Source organism: Dyella sp. 2RAB6, from assembly GCF_052115385.1.
In the GTDB taxonomy this organism is placed as follows: Bacteria; Pseudomonadota; Gammaproteobacteria; order Xanthomonadales; family Rhodanobacteraceae; genus Dyella_D.
The window spans coordinates 1-15,629 of sequence record NZ_JBFRGP010000019.1; the positions used below are offsets into that span (position 1 = coordinate 1).

The 15,629-nt window shown below is 68.1% G+C and carries 11 protein-coding genes; 5 read left to right on the plus strand and 6 right to left on the minus strand.

Going from position 1 to position 15,629, the window contains the following annotated elements; translation table 11 throughout:
- The first annotated feature begins 446 nt into the window (after nt 1-446).
- Complete coding sequence (locus tag AB4083_RS19285; protein WP_441610086.1) at nt 447-2,459, plus strand: phosphocholine-specific phospholipase C; 2,013 nt, start codon at nt 447-449, stop codon at nt 2,457-2,459.
- A 135-nt stretch (nt 2,460-2,594) separates the two neighbouring features.
- Here the strand turns inward: AB4083_RS19285 and clpB are convergent, their stop codons facing one another.
- Nucleotides 2,595-5,177, minus strand: coding sequence for an ATP-dependent chaperone ClpB (gene clpB / locus AB4083_RS19290; RefSeq protein ID WP_441610088.1), 2,583 nt, complete (start codon nt 5,175-5,177; stop codon nt 2,595-2,597).
- A 186-nt stretch (nt 5,178-5,363) separates the two neighbouring features.
- Between clpB and otsB the strand changes: the two genes are divergently transcribed.
- From otsB to otsA, 3 genes are read left to right on the plus strand one after another with little or no spacing between them, the layout of a single operon-like run.
- The gene (otsB, locus tag AB4083_RS19295; protein WP_441610090.1) at nt 5,364-6,194 is read left to right on the plus strand and encodes a trehalose-phosphatase; all 831 of its coding nucleotides are present in this window, start codon (nt 5,364-5,366) and stop codon (nt 6,192-6,194) included.
- Nucleotides 6,187-8,028, plus strand: coding sequence for a glycoside hydrolase family 15 protein (locus tag AB4083_RS19300; RefSeq protein WP_441610092.1), 1,842 nt, complete (start codon nt 6,187-6,189; stop codon nt 8,026-8,028). The genes otsB and AB4083_RS19300 overlap by 8 nt, the downstream gene beginning before the upstream one ends.
- Nucleotides 8,025-9,407: an alpha,alpha-trehalose-phosphate synthase (UDP-forming) gene (gene otsA, locus AB4083_RS19305; RefSeq protein ID WP_441610094.1), complete on the plus strand. Its 1,383-nt coding sequence runs from the start codon at nt 8,025-8,027 to the stop codon at nt 9,405-9,407. The genes AB4083_RS19300 and otsA overlap by 4 nt, the downstream gene beginning before the upstream one ends.
- 100 nt (nt 9,408-9,507) lie before the next feature.
- On the opposite strand, the gene pgeF is transcribed toward otsA, so the two are convergent.
- Nucleotides 9,508-10,257 carry a peptidoglycan editing factor PgeF gene (pgeF, locus tag AB4083_RS19310; protein WP_441610096.1) on the minus strand — a complete coding sequence of 250 codons (750 nt, stop codon included), beginning with the start codon at nt 10,255-10,257 and terminating at the stop codon, nt 9,508-9,510.
- Nucleotides 10,247-11,224 (minus strand): 23S rRNA pseudouridine(1911/1915/1917) synthase RluD, encoded by a 978-nt coding sequence (gene rluD, locus AB4083_RS19315; RefSeq protein ID WP_441610097.1) that lies wholly within the window; start codon nt 11,222-11,224, stop codon nt 10,247-10,249. Before rluD ends, pgeF begins: the two co-directional genes overlap by 11 nt.
- A gap of 70 nt (nt 11,225-11,294) precedes the next feature.
- Here rluD and AB4083_RS19320 point away from each other — a divergent pair, with 70 nt between their 5' ends.
- Nucleotides 11,295-12,134, plus strand: a complete 840-nt coding sequence (locus AB4083_RS19320) for an outer membrane protein assembly factor BamD (RefSeq protein ID WP_441610099.1) — start codon at nt 11,295-11,297, stop codon at nt 12,132-12,134.
- 70 nt (nt 12,135-12,204) lie between these two features.
- Here AB4083_RS19320 and AB4083_RS19325 read toward each other — a convergent pair whose 3' ends face one another.
- The 3 genes from AB4083_RS19325 to AB4083_RS19335 all read right to left on the minus strand — a co-directional run bounded on the left by AB4083_RS19325 (nt 12,205) and on the right by AB4083_RS19335 (nt 15,603).
- Nucleotides 12,205-12,975 (minus strand): GNAT family N-acetyltransferase, encoded by a 771-nt coding sequence (locus AB4083_RS19325; RefSeq protein WP_441610101.1) that lies wholly within the window; start codon nt 12,973-12,975, stop codon nt 12,205-12,207.
- 315 nt (nt 12,976-13,290) lie between these two features.
- Nucleotides 13,291-14,922 carry an NAD+ synthase gene (locus AB4083_RS19330; RefSeq protein WP_441610103.1) on the minus strand — a complete coding sequence of 544 codons (1,632 nt, stop codon included), beginning with the start codon at nt 14,920-14,922 and terminating at the stop codon, nt 13,291-13,293.
- 63 nt (nt 14,923-14,985) lie between these two features.
- The gene (locus AB4083_RS19335) at nt 14,986-15,603 is read right to left on the minus strand and encodes a LysE/ArgO family amino acid transporter (protein ID WP_441610105.1); all 618 of its coding nucleotides are present in this window, start codon (nt 15,601-15,603) and stop codon (nt 14,986-14,988) included.
- Nucleotides 15,604-15,629 lie beyond the last annotated feature (26 nt).

The window sequence follows — 15,629 nt, forward strand, 5'->3', positions numbered from 1 at the left end:
AGCAGGGTGCCCTTCTCTTTGCTTAGCTTTCTCTCTAGGCCCCCTCGGGGGGTGGGCAAGCAAGAGAAAGTAAGTCGCCCCGCGGCAGCGGGGCGAAACACTCGCCGAAGGCGAGACCCAGATGCGACAGCACAACATCGAGCGCCACCGCTACTGGATGATTCGCTTCGCTCACCCCTTCGGGGCCGCCCTGCGGGCGTTCTTCGCGCTACGCGCTCGTCCGGCCTACGCCGGAATGACGAGCAAGGTGGATCCCTGCCCGCCCCGGGACGATGAGAGGACGTGGTGAAGCGGCCCCCAGCCCTCTCCCCGCGGAAGAAGAGCTAGACCGCCTTCACCGCGAGTCCACCCCGTGTCGCCCCACTGACGCACGGATGGCAAAGAGCTGCAACACCCTTGCGCTTAGCTAGGCACCGCCCGCGACAGGCGGCGACCGAGCGACCCCCATGAGCGAGATCGACACCAAGCGACGCAGATTCCTGCAAATGACCGCAGCCTCCGCCGGCGGCCTCGCCGCCGTATCCCTGCTCCCCGAAACCCTGCGCCAGGCGCTGGCCGCCCCGGCCACCATCGGCACCGGCAACCTCACCGACGTCAAGCACGTGGTGATCTTCATGCAGGAGAACCGCTCCTTCGACCACTACTACGGCGGCCTGCGCGGCGTGCGCGGCTTCGGCGACCGGGTGCCCGCGCCGCTGCCCGGCGGCGCGCGCAACGTGTGGCAGCAGCCGTATACCGGCAATACGGACGGCTATCTGCAACCGTTCCGCATGAACACCGCGACCACCAGCGCGATCTGCGCCAGTGCACCGGCGATGAACTACCCGGTGGACACCGCGATCTTCAACAAGGGCAAGTTCGACGCGTGGAACACCGCGCGCGCGGCAGGCCTGGGCATGGGCCATTTCGAGCGCCCCGACCTGCCGTTCTACTACGCGCTGGCCGACGCCTTCACCATCTGCGACCACTACTTCGCCGCCACGCTCACCCAGACCAACCCCAACCGCCTGCATGCGATGACCGGCAGCAACGGCCTGTCGGTCGGCCAGTCGGCGGTGCTGGACAACACCGAGCCGAGTGCCGGCTTTACCTGGACCACCTATGCCGAGCGGCTGGAAAAGGCCGGCGTGAGCTGGAAGGTCTACCAGGAGAGCAACAACTTCGACGACAACGCGCTGGCCTGGTTCAAGAGCTTCAAGCAGGCCAAGGCCGGCACGCCGCTGCACGACAAAGGCATGGCGACCATGCCCGACATGGTGGCCGCGTTCGCCCAGGACGTGGCCAACGACACGCTGCCGCAGGTGTCGTGGATCGTCGCCGCCGACTTCCTCTCCGAACATGCCAGCTTCAAGCCGGCCTACGGCGAAGACCTGAGCGCGCGCCTGCTCGCCGCGCTCGCCGCCAATCCGGCGGTGTGGGCCAAGACCGCGTTCATCCTCAACTACGACGAGAACGGCGGCTTCTTCGACCACGTGCCGCCGCCGACACCGCCGGCTTCGTCCAACGATGGCCTGTCCACCGTCAGCGTGACCGGCGAGATCAGCAACGGCCAGCCGATCGGCCTGGGCTTCCGCGTGCCGCTGATCGTGGTGTCGCCGTGGACGCGCGGCGGCTGGGTGTGTTCGCAGGTGTTCGACCACACCTCGGTGTTGCGCTTCCTGGAGCAGCGCTTCGGCGTGATGGAGCCGAATATCAGCGCATGGCGCCGCGCGGTGTGCGGCGACCTGCTCAGCGCCTTCGATTTCAGCGGCAGCAACGCCGACTGGCCCAGCCTGCCGTCGACCACCGGCTATACCGCCGCGGCGGACCAGCAGTGCAAGAGCCTGCCGGCGCCGAGCATTCCCTCGGTGCAGGCGATGCCCGCGCAGGAAGCCGGCACGCGGCCCGCGCGTGCGCTGCCGTATACCTTGCGTGCGGATGGACGGGTGGATGCGGCGGCGGGGCGTTACTGGATCGACTTCCACAACGATGGCGCCGCCGGCGCGGTGTTCCAGGTGTATGCGGCCAATCGCAGCGATGGACCGTGGCGCTATACGGTGGAAGCGGGCAAGCAGCTTTCCGACTACTGGAGTGCGGCGCGGTATACCCAGGGCGTGTACGACCTGGAGGCGCATGGGCCGAATGGTTTCCTGCGGCAGTATCGCGGCAGCGTGGCGACGGGGATGGGAGCGGCGCCGGAAGTTACGGCGGCTTATGACGCTACAGGCAATCGACTGCGCCTGACCTTGACCAACAACGGCGGGGCGGTATGCACGGTTACCGTCAGCAACGCTTATGTGGATGGCGACGTGCGTATTTATTCGCTCGGCGCCGGAGCGACGGTTACCGACACCTGGGCGCTGGATGGCAACGCCAACTGGTACGACCTCAATCTGACGGCGGCGGAGCTGGGTGGTTTCTGGCGGCGGCTGGCCGGGCATATGGAGAACGGCCTGCCGAGCCAGAGCGAGCCGCGATAGCACCCGCGCAGGTTGGGGTGAGCCACCGGCGAACCCCAACGATGCGATGCCTGTGACGGTGGCGAATGTTGGGGTTCGCCTGCGGCTCACCCCAACCTACGACGAAGAAAAGGCGCCTGGTCAGGCGCCTTTCTTTTACTGCTTGCGAAACACCAGCCGCCCGCCTTCCGCGTCCACTTCGATGGTATCCCCCGCGGCAAAGCGCCCCTCCAGGATCTCTCTCGCCAGCGGATTCTCCAGCTGCTGCTGGATCGCGCGCTTGAGCGGCCGCGCGCCATACACCGGGTCGAAGCCCACATCGCCCAGCAGGTCCAGCGCCTTCTCGCCGATCTCCAGGCGCAGCTGGCGTTCGGCCAGGCGCTTCTCCAGATAGATCAGCTGGATCAGCGCGATCTTGCGGATCTGCTTCTTCTCCAGTGGACGGAACACCACCAGCTCGTCCAGGCGGTTGATGAATTCCGGGCGGAAGTGCGCCTGCACCACGCCGAGCACCGAGGCCTTCATCTGCAGGTACTCGGCTTCCGAATCGCCGGCCTGCTCCTGGATCAGCTGCGAGCCCAGGTTGGAAGTCATCACGATCACGGTATTGCGGAAATCCACCGTGCGGCCCTGGCCATCGGTGAGGCGGCCGTCGTCCAGCACCTGCAGCAGGATGTTGAAGACATCCGGATGCGCCTTCTCCACCTCGTCCAGCAGGATCACGCTGTACGGGCGGCGGCGCACCGCCTCGGTGAGATAACCGCCTTCCTCATAACCCACATAACCCGGCGGTGCGCCGATCAGGCGGCTCACGGAGTGCTTCTCCATGAACTCGCTCATGTCGATGCGCACCATCGCGTCCTGCGTGTCGAACAGGAATTCCGCCAGCGCCTTGCACAGCTCGGTCTTGCCGACGCCGGTGGGACCGAGGAACAGGAAGGAACCATACGGGCGGTTCGGATCGGACAGCCCGGCGCGGGCGCGGCGGATCGCGTCGGACACGGCGCGCACGGCTTCGTCCTGGCCGACCACGCGCTTATGCAGCGCGTCTTCCATATGCAGCAGTTTCTCGCGCTCGCCTTCCAGCATCTTGCTGACCGGGATGCCGGTCCAGCGCGACACCACCTCGGCGATCTCCTCCTCGGTGACGCGGTCCTGCACCAGCTTGAACTCGTGCTTCTCGGCGGCCTGCGCGGCGGCGAGCTGCTTTTCCAGTTCCGGCAGGCGGCCGTACTGCAGCTCGCTCATCCTGGCGTAGTCCTGGCGGCGCTGCGCGGCGTCCAGTTGCACGCGGGCCTGCTCGATCTGCTCCTTGATCTTGGTCGCGCCCTGCAGCAGCGCCTTCTCCGACTTCCATACTTCGTCGAGGTCGGAGAACTCGCGTTCGAGTTTTTCGATATCGCTTTCCAGATCGGCCAGCCGCTTCTTCGACGCGTCGTCGGTTTCCTTGCGCAGCATTTCGCGCTGGATCTTCAGCTGGATCAGGCGCCGTTCCAGGCGGTCCAGCTCCTCCGGCTTGGAATCGATCTCCATGCGGATGCGGCTGGCCGCTTCGTCCATCAGGTCGATCGCCTTGTCCGGCAGCTGGCGGTCGGTGATGTAGCGGTTCGACAGCGTGGCGGCGGCGACGACGGCGGGGTCGGTGATCTCCACGCCGTGGTGCACCGCGTAGCGTTCTTTCAGGCCGCGCAGGATGGCGATGGTGTCCTCCACAGTGGGCTCGCCCACGAATACCTTCTGGAAGCGGCGCTCCAGCGCCGCGTCCTTCTCGATGTACCTGCGGTACTCGTCCAGGGTGGTGGCGCCGATGCAGTGCAGCTCGCCGCGCGCCAGCGCCGGCTTGAGCATGTTGCCGGCGTCCATCGCGCCATCGGCCTTGCCGGCGCCGACCATGGTGTGCAGCTCGTCGATAAACAGGATCACCCGCCCTTCCTGCTTGGACAGGTCGTTGAGCACCGCCTTCAGGCGTTCCTCGAACTCGCCGCGGAACTTGGCGCCGGCGATCAGCGCGCCCATGTCCAGCGACAGCACGCGGCGGTCGCGCAGGCCCTCGGGCACTTCGCCCTTGACGATGCGCTGGGCCAGGCCTTCGACGATCGCGGTCTTGCCCACGCCGGGCTCGCCGATCAGCACCGGGTTGTTCTTGGTCCGGCGCTGCAGCACCTGGATGGTGCGGCGGATCTCCTCGTCGCGGCCGATCACCGGATCGAGCTTGCCGCTCTCCGCGCGCGAGGTGAGGTCCACGCAATATTTTTCCAGCGCCAGGCGCTGGTCCTCGGCGTTCTCGCTCTGCACCTTTTCGCCTCCGCGAATCTTGTCGATCGCCTGTTCCAGGTTGGCTTTGTTGGCGCCCGCGGCTTTGAGCGCCGCGCCGAGATCGCCCTTGTCGTCCAGCGCCGCGAGCACGAACAGCTCGCTGGCGATGAACTGGTCGCCGCGCTGCTGCGCGAGCTTGTCGGTGAGATTGAGCAGGCGCGTGAGGTCATTGCTCACGTGCACATTGCCTTCCTCGCCTTTCACGCGCGGCAGGCGTTCCACTGCCTCGGCCACGCGCTGGCGCAAGGTCGGCACGTTGACCTGGGCCTGCGTGAGCAGGGGCCCGGTGGTGCCGCCCTGCTGGTCGAGCAGCGCGGCCATCAGGTGCACCGGCTCCAGCATGTTGTTGTCGCGGCCGACCGCCATGGATTGCGCGTCGGCCAACGCCTGCTGGAAGCGCGATGTCAGTTTGTCCATCCGCATAGAGTGTCCCCAGGAAAATTTTCGGCGGCCCCGCGGCCGCTCACTGCCCGACGAGATGCGGCCCGACCCGGGCGATTCAAGTTTCGCTCAGCAGGCTTTCTTGAGAGCGCGTTCGCGCCCTTGGAATCCATTCACGCAGCCCTATCCAAAGCTGATCTTCACATTCGCCCTGCTAGGCTCGTCCTGATGTCTTTTTCCCCTGCCTTCCCCCGCATGTCCGCGATCACGCCACTTCCGGCGCCGCCCTTGCCCGGCACCGACGACCGCTGGGCCTTGTTTCTCGACGTCGACGGCACCCTGCTCGAGTTCGCCGAGCGCCCCGACGACGTGCGTGTCGAGCCCGAGCTGTACGCGCTATTGGCCGAACTCTACGCCCATCTCGAAGGCGCGCTGGCCCTGGTCAGCGGGCGCAGCCTGATCGGGCTGGATGCGCTGTTCGGTTCGCCGCCGTGGGCGATGGCCGGCCTGCACGGCCTGCAGTTGCGCCATGCCGACGGCGAGCGGCGCGAGACGCGCATCAGCGCCAGCCGCCGCACGCTGGTGCTGCACGCGGCGGAGTCGATCGCGCGTGCGCATCCTGGCGTGCTGGTGGAAAACAAGGATCTCGCCGTGGCCCTGCATTGCCGCGCCGCGCCGGCTCATTACGAAGCGCTGCGCGATGCCGTGGAGGCGCTGCTGCCGGGCCTGCCCGGCTACGAACTGCAGGCCGGCAACCTGGTGCTGGAACTGAAGCCGGCCGGCATGGACAAGGGCAAGGCGGTGACCGAGCTGCTGGAACGCGCGCCGTTCGCCGGCCGCCTGCCGGTGTACCTGGGCGACGACCTCACCGACGAGCACGGCTTCGCCGCCACCAATCTGGAGAACGGGATCAGCGTGCGCGTCGGCGAACGCGAACCCACGCTCGCCCAATACACCCTGCCAGGCCCGTCGTCGGCACAGGCCTGGCTGCAACGTGTCTTGAACGTGCTCAAGCAAGGAGTTGAACCCCATGCCCATGCCCTTGGAGGGAATGCCTGAACCTCGCACCAGGTCCGACGACACCGGACCTGGCGATAGCGACACCCGAGCCAACCCGCAGACCCTGGCTCTGGGCGTGATCGGCAACGGCAGCATCGCCGCGCTGATCGACGGCTTCGCACGCATCGTCTGGTGCTGCCTGCCGCGCTTCGACAGCGACGCCAGCTTCTGCGCCCTGCTCTCGCCCCAGCGCGAGGGCGGCGACTGGATCATCGAGCTGGAACACCTGGAGCGGGCCGAGCAGGAGTACCTGCCGAACACCGCGGTGCTGGTCACCCGGCTCTACGACCGCCACGACAACGCGATCGAGATCACCGATTTCGCGCCACGCCACCGCACGCGCGGCCGCTTCTACCATCCGGTGATGCTGGCCCGGCGCATCCGGCCGATCCAGGGCAATCCGCGCATCCGCATCCTGCTGCGTCCGCTGTGCGATTACGGCGCGCGCCAGCCGGAGACCACCTCCGGCAGCAATCATCTGCGCTTCCTGCTCAGCGACGTGACCCAGCGCCTGACCACCGACGTGGCGGTGCCGCTGATCGAGCGCGGCCTGTTCTTCCATCTGGACCGGCCTGCCCACCTGGTGTTCGGCCCCGATGAAACGCTGGCCACCAGCCCGGCGGATTTCATCCACGGCTCGCTGGAATACACCCTCGCCTACTGGCGCGACTGGGTGCGCTATCTGTCGATTCCCTACGAATGGCAGGAGCCGGTGATCCGCGCCGCGATCACCTTGAAGCTGTGCCAGTACGAGGCCACCGGCGCGATCATCGCCGCGCTGACCACCTCGATTCCCGAGGCGCCGAGCACCAGCCGCAACTGGGACTACCGCTACTGCTGGCTGCGCGACGCCGCCTTCGTGGTGCGCGCGCTCAACCGCCTGGGCGCGACGCGCAGCATGGAGGAGTACATCCGCTACGTGTTCAACATCGTCTCGGCCGAAGGCGACCACGAAGTCGGCCCGGTGTTCGGCATCACCTTCGAACGCGAATTGCCCGAACGCGAGGCCGAAGGACTGGCCGGCTATCGCGGCATGGGCCCGGTGCGCATCGGCAACGATGCCTGGCGGCAGCGCCAGAACGATGTCTACGGTTCGGTGGTATTGGCTTCGGCGCAGCTGTTTTTCGACCAGCGCCTGGAGAACCGCGGCGACGCGCGCACCTTCCAGCGCCTGGAAAGCATGGGCCGGATGGCGCTGCGCATGGCCGAGGAACCGGATGCCGGCCTGTGGGAATTCCGCGGGCGCGCCGCCGTGCACACCTACTCGGCGGCGATGTGCTGGGCCGCCTGCGACCGCCTGGCGCATATCGCCACCGAGCTGGGCCTGGGCGATCGCGCGCGCTACTGGCACGACGAGGCGGTGGCGCTGCACGAGCGTATTTCCAAGCGCGTCTGGAACGAACGGCTGGGGCATTTCGTCGACGCCTACGACGGCGAGCACCTGGATGCCAGCCTGCTGCTGCTGGCCGATATCGGCTTCGTGCGCGGGCGCGATCCGCGCTTCATTGCCACCGTCGATGCGATCGGCAAGGTGCTCGGCCGCGGCGACTATCTGTTCCGCTATATCGCGCCGGACGACTTCGGCACGCCGGAGACCAGCTTCAATATCTGCACCTTCTGGTATATCGAGGCGCTCGCCGCCACCGGCCGCAAGCGCCGCGCGCGGCAGATGTTCGAACGCATGCTGGCACAGCGCAACCCGCTGGGTCTGTTGTCGGAGGACATCGCGCCAGGCACCGGCGAGCACTGGGGCAACTTCCCGCAGACCTATTCGCTGGTGGGCCTGGTGCAGACCGCGATGCGTTTGTCGCGGCGCTGGGAGGAAGAGCTATGAGCGTGGTGCCGTCACGCACCGGCCGCCTCATCGTGGTGTCCAACCGCGTCGCGCTACCTAAGCAGACCGCCACTGGCGGCCTCGCCTCGGCGATGCGTGCGGCCCTGCAGGAGACCGGCGGCCTGTGGTTCGGCTGGAGCGGCAAGCTGGCCGGCGAGACCGCGGCCACGGTGCATCATCTGTATGACGGCCTGGTGCACTACGCCACCATCGACCTGTCGCGCGGCGACCACGACCCGTTCTACGACGGCTTCGCCAACCGCACCTTGTGGCCGCTGCTGCATTACCGGCCCGACCTGGTCGATTACGACCGCAGCCATCTGGACGGCTATCTGCGCGTCAACGGCATCTTCGCCGAGCGGCTGGCCGCGCTGGTCGAGCCGGACGACGTGATCTGGGTGAACGACTACCACCTGATCCCATTGGCCTCGATGCTGCGCGAGCGCGGCGTGCGCAACCGGATCGGTTTCTTCCTGCATACGCCGCTGCCGGCGGCGGGCCTGCTGATCGCGCTGCCGCGCCATCGCGAACTGCTGGAAACGCTGGCCGCCTACGACCTGGTGGGCCTGCATACCGCACGCGACCTGCGCGCGCTGGAGGAATATTTCGTGCACGAAACCGGCGCGCGCCTGCGCGGCGGACATCGCCTGCGCCTGGGCAACCGGCGTTTCCGCGCGGGGGTGTTCCCGATCGGCATCGATACCCGCCAGGTCGCCGAGGCGGCAGCGAAAGCCGGCGCACTGGACCCGATCGAGGACCTGCGCAGCAGCCTGGAGGGCCGCGCGCTGATCATCGGCGTGGACCGGCTGGACTATTCCAAGGGCCTGCCGCAGCGCTTCGACGCCTATGCGCGCCTGCTCGAACGCGTACCGAACTGGCATCGCCGGGTGAGCTTCCTGCAGATCGCGCCGCCCTCGCGCAGCACGGTGCCGGAGTACCGGCAGATCCGCCGCGACCTCGAACGCAAGGCCGGGCATATCAACGGCATGTATGCGGCGCCGGACTGGGTGCCGATCCGCTACGTCAACAAGTCGTTCCCGCACAGCGTGCTGAGCGGGTATTACCGCAATGCCAAGGTCGGCCTGGTTACGCCGATGCGCGATGGCATGAACCTGGTGGCGAAGGAATATGTGGCGAGCCAGAACCCGGACGACCCTGGCGTGCTGGTGCTGTCGCGCTTTGCCGGTGCGGCGCAGGAGCTGACGGAGGCCTTGCTGGTGAATCCGGCCGATACCGAGGAGGTGGCGGATGCGCTGGAAATCGCGCTGGCGATGCCGCTGGAGGAACGCAAGGCGCGCTGGCGGGCGATGATGGACGTGCTGGAGCGGCAGGATATTACGGCGTGGCGGCGGAGCTTTCTGCAGGCGCTGCGCGAGTGATCCACGTAGGTTGGGGTGAGCCGCAGGCGAACCCCAACATCACGGCCTTCATGCGCCTCGCATCGTTGGGGTTCGCCTGTGGCTCACCCCAACCTACGCCTTACGTCGGTGCCAGCCAGATCAACGTGGCGAAGCGGCCGCTGCGCGCCGCGTCGCGGCGGTAGGAATAGAAGCGAGGGTCGGCCAAGGTGTCGAAACCGCCACCGTACACGCCGGCAACGCCGGCCCGTTCCAGTCGGCGCCGCGCCAGCCCAGCCAGATCGCACAACCAGTGGCCAGGCCGCGTCGCTACGAAGCAGGCCTCGGCACCCGCGTCACTCGCCACGAAAGCCTCGCGCACCTCCGCCCCGACCTCATAGGACGCCGCGCCAATGCACGGCCCCAGCCACGCCATCACCGCGCCGGGCGGCGTGCGCATATGGCGCAGCGTCGACTCCAGCACGCCGGCGGCGAGACCGCGCCAGCCGGCATGAGCGGCGGCGACTTCCGCGCCATCCGCCGCGCAGAACAGCACCGGCAGGCAATCGGCGGTGAGGATCGCCAGCGGCTCGCCGCGCACGCGGGTCACCGCGGCATCCGCCTCCGGCTCACCCTCCATGCCGCTCTCGGCTACCGCGATGCCATGCACCTGGCGTAGCCAGCGCGGCGCCGCCGGCAGTCCGAGCATCGGCGCCACCGCCGTGCGGTTCGCCGCCACCGCTTCAGGCGCGTCGCCGCAGCGGCTGCCCAGGTTGAAGCGGTCGAACGGTGCGGCCGACGCGCCGGGCACCTCGCGGGTGCTTACCGCCGCCCGCACCCCGGCCGGGGCCAGCCACGCCGGGCGCAGCCAGCCCGGCGACTCAGTAGTCATCGTAAGGATCGGCCTGGGCCGCATCGGCGCGCAGGATGCCGACCAGCGCATCCAGGTCCGCCGGCCGCGGCACCGTGAACGACAGCTGCTCCCCGCTGACCGGGTGGACGAAGGCCAGCCGCTCCGCATGCAGGGCCTGGCGGCGGAAGCCGCGCAGCGCCGCCACCAGCTCCGGCGAAGCGCCCTTGGGCAGGCGCAGGCCGCCGCCGTACAAGGGGTCGCCGACCAGCGGATGGCCGATATGCGCCATATGCACGCGGATCTGGTGGGTGCGGCCGGTCTCCAGGCTGCACTGCAGCAGGGCGTGGGCGCGGAAGCGTTCGCGCAGGCGGTAGTGGGTGACGGCGCGCTTGCCGTCCTCCTCGTCGCGCACGGCCTGGCGCAGGCGGTCGCCCATATGGCGGCCGATCGGCGCGTCCACCGTGCCGCCGGCCACCAGCCGGCCCATCACCACCGCCTCGTATTGCCGCTCCACGTCGTGGCGCGACAGCATCTCGACCAGGGCCGTATGGGCCGGCAGCGAGCGGGCCACCACCATCAGGCCGGAGGTGTCCTTGTCCAGGCGGTGCACGATGCCCCCGCGCGGCAGCAGGGCCAGCTCCGGGTCGTGGTGCAGCAAGGCGTTCAGCAAGGTGCCGGCCGCGTTGCCGGCGCCGGGGTGGACCACCAGGCCGGCCGGCTTGTTCAGCACCAGCAGGTGCTCGTCCTGGTGGACCACCTCCAGCGCGATATCTTCCGGCTCCAGCTCGACCTCGGCCTCCAGCTCGACCTCCAGCCGCACCTGCTCGCCGCCCCGCAGCAGCTGGCGCGGCGGCGCCGCGGCGCCATCCAGGGTCACCGCGCCGGCCTTGATCCACGCCGCCAGGCGGGATCGCGAGTAGTCCGGGAACATCTCGGCCAAGGCCCGGTCGAAGCGCCACCCGGCTGCCGACAATGGCACCGTGCCCTCATGGCGGATCGTCGTCATGGCCGGCCGCCCGGGTATCCGGTGGTTTCGGCTATCATCCCTTTTCGATCAAACATCTGAACCCTTTCCCATGCGCGTAACCAAGCTGCAGGTCTTCAAAGTACTAGTGGTGCTCGCCGTCGTCGCCACGATGAGCGCGTGCTCCATGTTCCGGAGCAAGAAGGAGACCATCGACACGATGCCGGTGGAGAAGCTGTACAGCACCGCGCACGACTCCCTGGTTCATTCGGACTATGCCGCGGCTACCAAGGCCTATCAGCGACTGATCGCGCGCTTTCCGTCCGGCGACTTCAACGAACAGGCCCAGCTTGATCTGGCCTATTCGCAGTACAAGGACAACCAGCCGGACGACGCTTACTCCACGGTCAACCGCTTCATCAAGACGTATCCGACCCACAAGCATGTGGATTATGCCTATTACCTGCGCGGCCTGATCAATTTCGATCGCACCGGCGGCTTTATCGAGCGCGTGTTCCAGCGCACCGAGACCCAGGCCCGCCGCGACCAGGGCTACAACCTGCAGGCCTTCGACGACTTCTCCGAGCTGACCCGCCGCTTCCCGGACAGCGCGTACTCGTCCGACGCCCGCCAGCGCATGATCTACCTGCGCAACGTGCTGGCCCAGTTCGAGATCAACGTGGCCGAGTTCTACCTGCGCCGCAAGGCCTTCATCGCCTCGGCCGACCGCGCCCAGTACGTGATCGAGCATTACCAGCAGGCGCCGCAGACCGGCGACGCGCTGGCCATCCTCACCCGCAGCTATATCGGCCTGGAGCGTCCGCAGCTCGCCGACCAGACCCGCAAGGTGCTGGCGCTGAACTACCCGGACCACCCCTACCTGACGGACGAGAAGTGGCCGCGCCCGCCGTCCACCCTGCGCAAGATCGTGCCGTTCTCCGGCCACCACTAAGCCGCAGGATCAAACCCGGCATCCGAAAACGCCACGGCTCGCGCCGTGGCGTTTTCGTTTGCGCGGCCGTTCACCGCGTTACACCGATCAACTCGCCGAAGCGATGGAACCCGGCCCGCGCATACACGCGGTCCTGGTTGCCCGCCGCCGTCATCAGGAACGGCAGGCTTACGCCCTGCACGAAGGCATGCTCCGCCAGCAGCGCGGTCACCGCGCCGCCGATGCCGCGGCCGCGCGCATCCTCGCGCACACCGATCGCCGCGATCTCGGTGACACCTTCCAGCGGCGGCGAGTACAGGCCCGCGCCGAGTGCGCCGCCGCTGTCGCGGCAACGGGCCAGGGCGACCACGCCGCCGTGTTCCACCACGCCGGCCAGCCGTGCCACGTCGGCTTCACAGGTGGCCGGCACGCCATAGGCCGCGTTCTGCACTTCGGCGGCCGCGTGCAGTTCGTGCTCGCGTTCGGCCAGCAGCCACTCCACGCCATCGAGGTCGCCATCGGCGGCCAGGCTGTCGCGCGTGCAGGTCATCAAGGCCAGCGGCTCCTCACGGAAGAAGCCCGCTTCGAGCAGGCGCGGCAGTACTTCGGGCGCCAGTTCGTGGATGTATTCCAGGCGCGGCTTGCGCTGCTTGCGGTCGAACAGGTCGATCAGCGTGGCCAGTTCGTTCGCGCTCGGCGCCGCCCCATCGACCGGCGTGGCGTAGTTCCAGCCGGGTTCGGCACTGGCCGCGTCGAGCGTGACGTGGAACGGCTGCAGGCAACGGTTGCCCTGCTGCAGCGCGATGCGGGCGCGCAGGTAAGCGGAGACACGGCCCAGGGCCGTGCGGTCATGCATTGTCATGTGTGGGGTACTCAGTCTCGTCCCGGCGCGGGCAGCGACAGGACATGCCGGATCGCCCGAACCGCAGGGCTCGGGTACGGATGCGGGGGCCGCGAACGCGGCCGTCAGAACGGACTTAGTGAACGGTCCAGCGAGGAAAACCGATGGACGGCGTCAGCAGGCAGTGATCTGCGCGGCAGCGGCGACGGCGGACTTGCTTGAGGCGATGACAATCATGGCGCACCTCCGGTTCGGAAGGCCGCGGATCGTTCCAAAGAGTGCCCTGCGCTGTCAAGCGCTACATGCAAAAACGTGACATCAGTAGGGGCTGATGACTCAACGCCACCCGGATGTAATCGGATAACGACGCTCGCGCCCGAATGCGCGCGTGGTCACGCGCGGCCCCGGCGCCGACTGCCTGCGCTTGAATTCGTTGACCAGCACCAGCCGCACCACGCGGCGCACGGTGTCGCAATGGAAACCCTGCGCGGCGATCTCGGCCTGCGACAGCTCGCCTTCGATAAAGCGCTCGAGGATGGCGTCGAGTTCGTCGTACGGCGGCAGCGAATCCTGATCGGTCTGGTTGTCGCGCAGCTCGGCCGAGGGCGGACGCTCGATCACCGCCGGCGGAATCACCTCGCCGCCGCCGAAGCGTTCCGCATGCGCATTGCGCCAGCGCGACAGCCGGTACACCACCGTCTTGTAGACATCTTTCAGCGGCGCATACGCGCCGCACATGTCGCCGTACAGCGTGGCGTAGCCCACCGCCATCTCGCTCTTGTTGCCGGTGGCCAGCAGCAGGCGGCCATGCTTGTTGCTCAGCGCCATCAGCATCGCGCCGCGGGTGCGCGATTGCAGGTTCTCTTCGGTGAGGTCCGCCGGCTTGCCGGCGAAGGCGGGCGTGAGCGCTTCGATAAAACTCTGGAAGGTCTGCTCGATCGAGATGATGTGGTACTCGACGCCGAGCTGCTCCGCCTGCGCACGCGCACCGTCCAGCGACAGCTGCGAGGTGTAGCGCGACGGCATCATCACCGCGGTGACGCGCTGCGGGCCGAGCGCGTCGACCGCCAGCGCCAGGGTCAGTGCGGAGTCGATGCCGCCGGACAGGCCCAGCAGCACGCCGCCGAAACCGTTCTTCTCGATGTAGTCGCGGATGCCGCGCACCAGCGCGGCGTACAGCGTGGCTTCCGGCGCATCGTCCGCCGGCTCGGGCCAGGCGTCGGTGCGCAGCGTGCGCGTCTGCGCGTCGAAATCGGCCCACAGCAGCAGCTCGGTGAAGGCCGGCGCGCGCGCGGCGATGCTGCCGTCGCCATTGACCAGCAGCGAACCGCCGTCATAGACCACTTCGTCCTGCCCGCCGACCAGGTTGAGATAGACGATGGCGCAACCGGTTTCCTGCGCGCGCTCGCGCAGCACCGCTTCGCGTTCGGCCTGCTTGGCGCCGTCCCATGGCGAGGCGTTGATCACCACGATCAGTTCGGCGCCGGCACGCGCGGCCTGGGCGGCGGGCTCCGGCTGCCAGATGTCCTCGCAGATCAGCAGGCCCACGGTCACGCCTTCGATGGTGCTCACCGCGGTTTCGTGGCCGGGGCGGAAATAGCGCTTGTCGTCGAACACGCCGTAGTTCGGCAGCGCCTGCTTGTGCGCGGTCAGCTCCACGCGCCCTGCGCGCAGCAGGCTGGCGGCGTTGTACACCTCGCCCTCGCTGTGCGGATGGCCGACCAGCGCGGCCACGCCATTGGTGGCGGCGGCCAGCGCGTGCAGCTCGCTGTCGCAGGCAGCCAGGAAGCTGGGGCGCAGCAGCAGGTCTTCCGGCGGATAGCCGCTCAAGGTCAGCTCGGGATACACCACCAGGTCTGCCCCGCCGTCGCGCGCCTGCGCCAGCAGGTCACCGACGCGGGCCGCGTTGGCGGCGACCGCCCCCACCGGAAAGTCGAACTGGGCTAGGGCGAGGCGCAGGGTGGTCATGCCTGGAAATCCACGGGGAATGGGCCGCCGATGATACTCGCAGCCCCTCCCCGCCGGCGCGGATCAGCCCAGCGGCTGCGTCAGCAACAGCACCGCCAGCACGAACATGAAAGCGGCGACCAGCACATCGAACACCCGCCACGCGAGCGGACTGCGGAACACCGGCAGCAAGGCGCGCGCGCCATAGCCCAGCGCGGTGAACCACAGCACGCTGGCCGTGCAGGCGCCGCCCGCGAACGACCAGCGCCCCGCACCTTCGTAATGGGTGGACAGGCTGCCGAGCAGCACCACGGTGTCGAGATACACGTGCGGATTGAGCAGGGTGAATGCCAGGCAGGCCAGCAGTGCGCGGCGGCGGCCGGCGGAGCCGTCTGCCGTGGGCTGCAGCCCGCTCTCACCGTTCCAGGCGCGGCGCAATGCCAATGCGCCATAGGCGAGCAGGAAGGCTGCGCCGGCATAGCGCAGCACCTGCAGCAGCGCGGGCATCTGCTTCACCAGCAGGCCCATGCCCGCCACGCCGAGCAGGATCAGCGCGGCGTCGGCCACGATGCACACCAGCACCACCGGCCCGACGTGCCGGCGCTGCAGGCCCTGGCGCAGCACGAAAGCGTTCTGCGCGCCGATGGCGATGATCAGGCCCGCGCCGGCGGCGAGGCCCGCGAGGTAAGCGGAGGTCTGCATGGGGTTATCCGTTGAATTTCGATGAT